This is a genomic window from Kitasatospora sp. NPDC004289 (assembly GCF_053602875.1).
Window position 1 is genome coordinate 71,782 of record NZ_JBSGEL010000039.1, and the last position, 7,154, is coordinate 78,935.

Annotated in this window: 6 protein-coding genes and 1 pseudogene; 3 read left to right on the forward strand and 4 right to left on the reverse strand. The window is 74.3% G+C overall.

All coding sequences use genetic code 11. The features are described from left to right. The first annotated feature begins 62 nt into the window (after window positions 1-62). A complete protein-coding gene (locus ACWEPF_RS25045) occupies window positions 63-1,487 on the forward strand; it encodes a DUF2398 family protein (RefSeq protein WP_452174247.1) in 1,425 nt (474 codons plus the stop codon). 202 nt (window positions 1,488-1,689) lie between these two features. On the opposite strand, the gene ACWEPF_RS25050 is transcribed toward ACWEPF_RS25045, so the two are convergent. After that, the gene (locus ACWEPF_RS25050) at window positions 1,690-1,875 is read right to left on the reverse strand and encodes a hypothetical protein (protein ID WP_345280160.1); all 186 of its coding nucleotides are present in this window, start codon (window positions 1,873-1,875) and stop codon (window positions 1,690-1,692) included. A gap of 146 nt (window positions 1,876-2,021) precedes the next feature. Next, on the reverse strand, window positions 2,022-3,680 hold the full coding sequence (locus ACWEPF_RS25055) for a BCCT family transporter (protein WP_452174248.1): 1,659 nt from the start codon (window positions 3,678-3,680) through the stop codon (window positions 2,022-2,024). Window positions 3,681-3,866: 186 nt separating this feature from the next. On the opposite strand from ACWEPF_RS25055, the gene ACWEPF_RS25060 reads away from it, so the two are divergent. Continuing rightward, the gene (locus ACWEPF_RS25060; RefSeq protein ID WP_452174249.1) at window positions 3,867-5,171 is read left to right on the forward strand and encodes a sulfite oxidase; all 1,305 of its coding nucleotides are present in this window, start codon (window positions 3,867-3,869) and stop codon (window positions 5,169-5,171) included. Here ACWEPF_RS25060 and ACWEPF_RS25065 read toward each other — a convergent pair. After that, on the reverse strand, window positions 5,156-5,773 hold the full coding sequence (locus tag ACWEPF_RS25065; protein ID WP_345280155.1) for a TetR/AcrR family transcriptional regulator: 618 nt from the start codon (window positions 5,771-5,773) through the stop codon (window positions 5,156-5,158). The genes ACWEPF_RS25060 and ACWEPF_RS25065 overlap by 16 nt on opposite strands. Before the next feature lie 105 nt (window positions 5,774-5,878). Further along, window positions 5,879-6,778, reverse strand: a complete 900-nt coding sequence (locus ACWEPF_RS25070; protein ID WP_345280153.1) for an acyl-CoA thioesterase — start codon at window positions 6,776-6,778, stop codon at window positions 5,879-5,881. A gap of 87 nt (window positions 6,779-6,865) precedes the next feature. On the opposite strand from ACWEPF_RS25070, the pseudogene ACWEPF_RS25075 reads away from it, so the two are divergent. After that, window positions 6,866-7,069 (forward strand): annotated as a pseudogene (locus ACWEPF_RS25075) (TetR/AcrR family transcriptional regulator); the annotation flags it as partial. Window positions 7,070-7,154: the final 85 nt, after the last annotated feature.

The following is a 7,154-nucleotide window of genomic DNA, read 5'->3' on the forward strand; positions in this document are numbered from 1 at the left end:
AAGTAACGGGGTGCGGGTGGCAGCCACGCGGGGGACGTGCACCGTCTAGTCTGGTGGGCGACATGGAGCGGTACGAGGGCGGGGCGACGAGCGGGCGCGGGGCGGGGGCGGGGCAGCTCACCGCCGTCGTGCCGTCCGGCGCTGCCGTCCTCCACCCGGTCGCGGCCCCGGCCACCGGCCTTCCGGCTACCGGCCACCCCACCCCCGGCCACTCCGCTGCCGGGCGGCTCGCGGAGCTGCTGGCCGGCTCCGGGCCGTCCGAGGCCGATGCGCTCTTCACCGCCGCCTTCGGTCTCTACGGGGCCCGTCACCTGGGCGGCGTGCTGCCCGAGGACGAGGCCGACGACGAGGGCTGCAGCTGGTGGCACGGCCCGACGGTCCATCAACCCACCACCCTGCGCGGCCGCGAGGGCGGCCGCCGCAGCCGGGTCGCCCCCGGCCGGGACGCCCTGGCCGTCACCGGCCGCCGCGGCCGCCACCGCAAGCCGGTGCCCGGCAGCCCCGAGCAGGTCGCGGTCGAACGCCGCACCGCCGCTCGGCTGCTGGCCGCCCACCCGCTGGTCACCGCGGGCGGCCCGCACGGCGAGGGCCTGCCGCTGATCCACCGTCACGCCGACTGGCTGGTGGAGCGCTTCGCCACCCTGCTCGGCTACCCCCTCACCGTCGGCGCCGGCTACGCCCGCCTGCACAAGGCCCCGCTGCCGGGCCGCGCCCTCGAACCGACCGAGCACGGCCCCTGGACGCCGCAGGCGTACGCGGCCCTGGTCCGCGCCCTGGCGGCGGTGGCCGACGGCGCCGCGCCCGACCTGGCCGAACCGGCGGTCCGTCAGCAGCTGGCCGACTGGCGGGTGCTGACGGGAGGCCTCGCGGACCGGGAGCTGGCCGGAGCGCTGCTCAGCCCGGGCCCGCCGGACTCCCCCGTACCGGACCCGGTCGCGGTACGGCGGCGCCTGGCCGAGACCCCGGTGGTGCTGCTCGACGAACTGACGCCGGACCAGCGCCGCTGGCTGCTCGCCCACCGGGCCTCGGAGACGGCCCTGTTCGCCGACTTCCTCGGCCTGACCGCCGAGCACCGGGCCGAGGGCATCGCCCTGCTCGACCCGGCCGACGAACTCACCGACCTGGCCCTGCCCGGCAACGGCACCCTCGCCCAGGCCGCCCTGCTGCTCGCCTGCCGCCTGGTGGAGGAGCTGCGCCCCCTCCCCGAGGAGTCCGCCCCGCCCGCCGTCCTGGTCCCCGACGCCCTGATAGACGGCGCCCTCGGCGACATCACCGACGAGCACGGCCTGCGCAACGGCTGGCGCCGCGCCTACCTCGCCGACCTCACGGCCTTCCGCCGCGACGCCCTCGACCTCCTGCACCGCATGCACCTGATCGCCCCGGCCGGCCGCGCCTGGCTCCTCCGCGCCCCCGCCGCCCGCTACGCCCCGGCCCTCGAACCCCTCCCCGAGACCCCGGGCCGCCACTCCCGCTCCTACGCGGGCTGACGCCGCGGCGCCGCGGAGCGGCGACCTCAGGGGCGCGAGGTTCTGCCGATCCGCGGCTCCGCCGCGGGGCGCGCGGGGGTACGGCAGCACGTGCGACTGGCTGACGTGCCCCGATCCGGCTCCGGTCCGCCTGCCGTACTCGCGCAGTTCCTCGCGCCCCTGACCGCCCTCGGGGCGGTACCGGACCATCCGGGCGGAGCCCTCAGCGGCTGGCGGTCGCTATGGTCTCCTGCTGGCGGGCCGTCTCGACGGTGGCCGCGACGCCGAGGGTGCCGAGGGCGATCGAGGCGGCGACGGCCGCGCAGGCGATCAGGCGGCGGTGGCGGCGGGGCAGGGGGAAGCGCGGGCCTGGCGGGGCCGCGGGTGCCGGGACGGGCTGAGCGTTCATGACAGTGAGCATTCCAGGGCGGTGTTAAACGGTGACGACACCGGGGTGAAGCCCAGGTGGGAGCTGGGCGACGGGTCATCGAGGCTGTTCAGCATGCCACCGGAGGGGAACGACGCTGACGAACCATCAGCCGCGTTCGGCCCAGTTCACTCGGAAGGGGGAGGCGGGGGCGGGGAGGCGCCGTTGCGGCGGCGCCCCACGCCGTGGTCGGCCAGGGCGTCGCCGACGGCGACCCGGACGGCGTCCCGCAGGCCGTGTGCGGCGTGCAGGCGGGAGGGCCCGGCCGCCGGGTCGGAGCGCAGCTCGCGCACCAGGGCCAGGCAGAGCAGCAGCATCACCACGACGAAGGGCAGGGCGACCAGGATGGTGGCGTTCTGCAGGGCGCTGAGCCCGCCGGCCAGCAGCAGGGCGGCGGCCACCCCGCCCATCAGGACGCCCCAGACCACCACCAGCCAGGTGCGCGGGTGGAGCGAGCCCCGGCTGGAGAGCGAGCCGAGGACCAGGGAGGCGGAGTCGGCGCTGGTGATGAAGAAGGTCATCACCAGCAGCACCGCGATCACGCTGGTGACCCCGCCGAGCGGGAGCGAGCGCAGGGTCTCGAACATCGAGGCCTCGGCGCCCTGGGAGATGGTGCCGACCAGGTCGGCCGCGCCGGTGGAGTCGAGCCGGATCGCGGTGCCGCCCATCACGCAGAACCAGATGACGGTGGCGCCGCTGGGCACCAGCAGCACGCCGAGCAGGAACTGACGGATCGTCCGGCCCCGGGAGATGCGGGCGATGAAGGTGCCGACGAAGGGCGCCCAGGAGAGCCACCAGGCCCAGTAGAAGATGGTCCAGGAGCCCAGCCAGGCCTCGTCGGTGAAGGCGCCGGTCTGGGTGGCCATGGTGGTCAGGTCGGAGAGGTAGCCGCCGACGGTGGAGGGGATGGCGTCCAGCAGGTAGACCGAGGGGCCGAAGACGAAGACGAAGAGCATGATCAGCGAGGCCAGCACCACGTTGGCGGTGGAGAGCCACTTGACGCCCTTGTGCACGCCGGAGAAGGCGGAGAGCACGAAGGCGGCGGTCAGCGAGCCGATGATGATCAGCTGGACGTTCTCGGTGGACTTCACGTCGGTGATGTATCCGAGCCCGTCGGCGACCTGGAGGGCGCCGAGGCCGAGGCTGGTGGCCGAGCCGAAGACGGTGGCGAAGACCGCGAGCAGGTCGATGGCCTTGCCCATCCAGCCGTCGGCGCCCTGACGGCCGATCAGCGGGACGAAGGCGGCGGAGATCCGGTTGCCCCGGTTCTTGCGGAAGGTGGTGTAGGCGAGGGCCAGGCCGCCGACGGCGTAGATCGCCCAGGGGTGCAGGGTCCAGTGGAAGAGCGAGAACTCCAGCGCGGACTGGGCGGCGGCCGCGCTCTGCGGCTCGATCCCGGAGCCCGGCTGCGGGGCGGCGTAGAGCTGGAGCGGCTCGCCCACGCCGTAGAACATCAGGCCGATGCCCATGCCGGCGCTGAACATCATGGCGACCCAGGCCAGGGTGGAGAACTCGGGCTCCTCGTCGTCCCGCCCCAGCCGGATCCGGCCGAAGCGGCTGAACGCCAGCAGCACCGTGAGCACCAGGAAGACGTCGGCGGCGACCACGAACAGCCAGCCGAAGTTGTGCAGCACCCAGTCCAACCCGGTCTTGGAAGCCCGGCCGAGCGAGTCCGCCGCGAACACGCCCCAGGCGACCACCGCCAGTACGGCGACGGCGCTGACGCCGAACACCACCTTGTCGGTCGGGAGGGTGGCCCCCGGTTGTTCGTCGGGTCGGGTGCTCATCAGGGGGGCTCCAGCGGTCGGACAATACGTACATCTCGTACTATCTGCGGCTTTGACACGCGAGCCGGTGAGGACGCGCCGGTCAGCTCCTCGGTTTCCCTGACGCCACGTCATCCGCACACCTAGGATCGTCCGCCGGACGGCGCTGCCGGGGTGGCGGGCGCCACCGAGGGAGGGGACGGACCGATGGACGAGTACGCCTACGACCGGATGCGGCGCGAGCAGTGGCTGGCGGGGGAGGCCCGGGCGGAGGGGGTGGACCGGCGGACGCTGCTGCGGATGCTGGCGGCGGCCGGAGTGGCGGGGCCGGTGCTGACCGCGGTGGGGGCGGGCGCGGCGAACGCCGCCTCGCCGGTGCCGGATGCGACGAGCGCCGCCTCGCCGGTGCCGGGGATCGTGAAGCCGCTGCCGCCCGAGTGGTTCGTGCCGCGCGGCACCAACGCCGAGATGCGCTGGGACTCGGTGGCCGGCACCGGGTTCCACACGCCGACCGAGCGGTTCTTCGTCCGCAACCACACCAGCACCCCGCTGATCGACCCGGCCGCCTGGCGGCTGAAGCTGACGGGCAGTGGACTGCGGCGCGGCGACGTGGAGTTCGACCTCGCGCAGCTGAAGCGGCTGCCGTCCACCCGGATCACCGCCCTGGTGGAGTGCGCGGGCAACGGCCGCAGCTTCTTCCTCTCGCAGCAGGGCCGCACGGTGCCCGGCACCCAGTGGACCCTGGGCGGCGTCGGCTCGGCGAGCTGGCGCGGCGTCCGGCTGGCCGAGCTGCTGCACCGGGCCGGGCTGCGCCGCGAAGCGGTGGACGTGCTGCCCTCCGGGCTGGACCCGGAGTACGTCACCGGTGGCGTCTCGCTCGGACGGGTCCGCCGGCCGCTGCCGCTGGCCAAGGCGCTGGACGACGTGCTGGTGGCGTACGAGATGAACGGCGAGCCGCTCGCCCCCGACCACGGGGCGCCGGTGCGGCTGGTGGTGCCGGGCTGGATCGGGATCGCCTCGATCAAGTGGCTGGGCACCGTCGAGGTGGCGGACGAGCCGCTGTACTCGCCGTGGAACACCGACTTCTACCGCCTGTTCGGCGAGGCCTACCCGGAGGGCGGCAGCGCCCCGATCACCGCGCAGGTGGTGAAGAGCGCCTTCGAGCTGCCCTGGGCCGCCGTCCTGGAGGCGGGCCGCACCCACCGGCTGACCGGCCGCTCCTGGTCGGGCTCCGCGCCGGTGCGGGAGGTGGAGGTCTCCACCGACGGCGGCGCCGTCTGGCGGCGGGCGCACCTGCTGGACCATCCGCGCAAGGACGGCTGGGTGCGTTGGTCGTACGACTGGCGGCCCGGCCAGCCGGGTGCGTACCAGCTGCGCGCCCGCGCCACCGACCGGCGGGGGAACACCCAGCCGGTCACCGCGGTGCACAACCGTGAGGGCTACCTCTTCGACGCGGTGGTGGCCCACCCGGTGACGGTCAGTCGGCCGACGGCGGGTCAGGCCGCCTCGTAGGGGGCCAGCACCAGGCGGACCACGCCCTCCAGGCGGCGCCGGGCGTCGTCGAGCGTGGTCCGCCCGGTCACCCAGGAGGTCAGCTCGCCCTGCCAGGAGTGGCCGACGATGTGGCGGACCAGCTCCCCGGCGGCGGGCGGCAGGCTGGGGCTGACGGCGTCCAGCGCGGCGCCGTCGGCCCGGGCCAGCGACTGCAGGGTCTCGGAGGCGAACGGGTCGGTGGACGCGGCCACCGCCACCCGGAGCCGGGCCAGTTGGGGCTGGCGCTGGTAGGCCCGCATGCCGTTGCGGACGAAGCGCACCACCCGGTCGGTCTCGGCCACCCCCCGCCGGGAGCCGCGCTGCTCGGCGACCAGGTCGTCCAGCAGCAGCCGGTGCCAGTCCGCGATGGCGGCGGCCAGCAGGTGGTCCTTGGAGGAGAAGTACCGGTAGGCCGTCCCGAGCGCGACTCCGGAGCGTTCGCAGACCTGTTTCATCTGGAGCCGTTCCACGCCGGTCTCGTTCACCAGCGTCAGGGCGGCCTCGATCAGGCTCTTGCGGCGTTCGAGCTGACGGGGCGACATCGCCTCCACCGGCCTTGGTGACAGGTCAACCTTGGTCACCCGCACCATGATACGGGCCGGGGTCCGCCGAGCGAACGTCACCTGAACGGCCAAGTGCCCGGCTGCGTCAGGTCGGGCCCCGCCGGAGGCGGGGCGGACGGGGCGTCAGACCGCCCGCCGCCGGATCAGGGTCTCCTGGACGGCGGAGGCGACCAGCCGCCCTGCGCGGTCGTAGAACTCGCCGTGCGCCAGGCCCCGGCCGTCCGAGGCGGAGGGGCTGCGCTGGGCGAACAGCAGCCACTCGTCGGCCCGGAACGGGCGGTGGAACCACATCGCGTGGTCCAGCGAGGCGAGCACGATCCGGGACGGCTCCGCGCGCTGGAAGCGGTGCGCCTGGAGGTCGATCGCGGCGGTGGAGGCCAGCGTCAGGTCGGAGAGGTAGGTGAGCGCGCAGACCTGGAGCAGCGGATCCCCGTCGGGCAGCCGGCCGCCGGTCCGCAGCCAGACGAACTGCTGCGGGGTGCCGGGGAGTTGGCCGGGCAGCCCGGGGGAGTCGGCCGGGACGAAGCGCAGTTCCAGGGTGCGGAAGACGGCGGCCCGCTCGTAGTCCTCGGGGGCCGCGGCGGCCCAGGCCGGGAAGGGGTCGGGCAGGTCCTCCGGGGCGGGCACCGCGGGCGCGGCGGAGTGCCGGTCGGGCTCGTCCTCGGGGGTCTTGAAGGAGGCGGAGAGGGTGAAGATCGCCTCGCCGTGCTGGACCGCGGTCACCCGGCGGGTGGCGTAGGAGAAGCCGTCCCGGACCGGGTCCACCTCGTAGTCGATGGGATGGCGGGGATCGCCGGGGCGCAGGAAGTAGGAGTGCAGCGAGTGCACGTGCCGCCCGCCGCCGATGGTCCGCCCGGCGGCGGTCAGCGCCTGGGCGGCCACCTGCCCGCCGAAGGCGCGCATCGGCGCCCCGGCGTGGCAACGACCTCGGAACAGGTTCTCGTCCAGCCGGTCGATCCGGAGCAGTTCGACGAACCGCTCGGCGGTGTCCGCTGCGCTGGTGGCTCTGGAGGCTTCCGTCACGCGCACAGCGTACGACATCGGAGATGGAACAGGTTTCAGGAATGTTCGTTCTTGACTGACCGTTCCTTTACTCCTAGGGTTTCCCGCATGGGACGACCACGCGCGTTCGACGAGGACGAGACCGTCCGGGCCGCCGCCCGGGTGTTCGCCGACCGGGGTTTCGAGGGGACTTCGGTGGACGACCTGGTGACGGGCCTCGGGGTGCACCGCAACAGCCTCTACAAGGTCTTCGGCAGCAAGCGCGGCCTCTACCTGGCCGCCCTGCGCCGGCACCTGGACGAGGCGAGTCGGTGAAGAAGGTCCCCGCCGGGGCCTTGGCCTGGTACTCCTTGCCCTTGTCGACGAACTTCGACCAGTCCCCGGCCCAGAGCGCGCC

Excerpts from the sequence above, each read along its gene's own strand:
- ACWEPF_RS25050 (WP_345280160.1), bottom strand. The coding sequence starts at position 1,875 with ATGAACGCTCAGCCCGTCCCGGCACCCGCGGCCCCGCCAGGCCCGCGC.
- ACWEPF_RS25045 (WP_452174247.1), top strand. The coding sequence starts at position 63 with ATGGAGCGGTACGAGGGCGGGGCGACGAGCGGGCGCGGGGCGGGGGCG.
- ACWEPF_RS25055 (WP_452174248.1), bottom strand. The coding sequence starts at position 3,680 with ATGAGCACCCGACCCGACGAACAACCGGGGGCCACCCTCCCGACCGAC.
- ACWEPF_RS25060 (WP_452174249.1), top strand. The coding sequence starts at position 3,867 with ATGGACGAGTACGCCTACGACCGGATGCGGCGCGAGCAGTGGCTGGCG.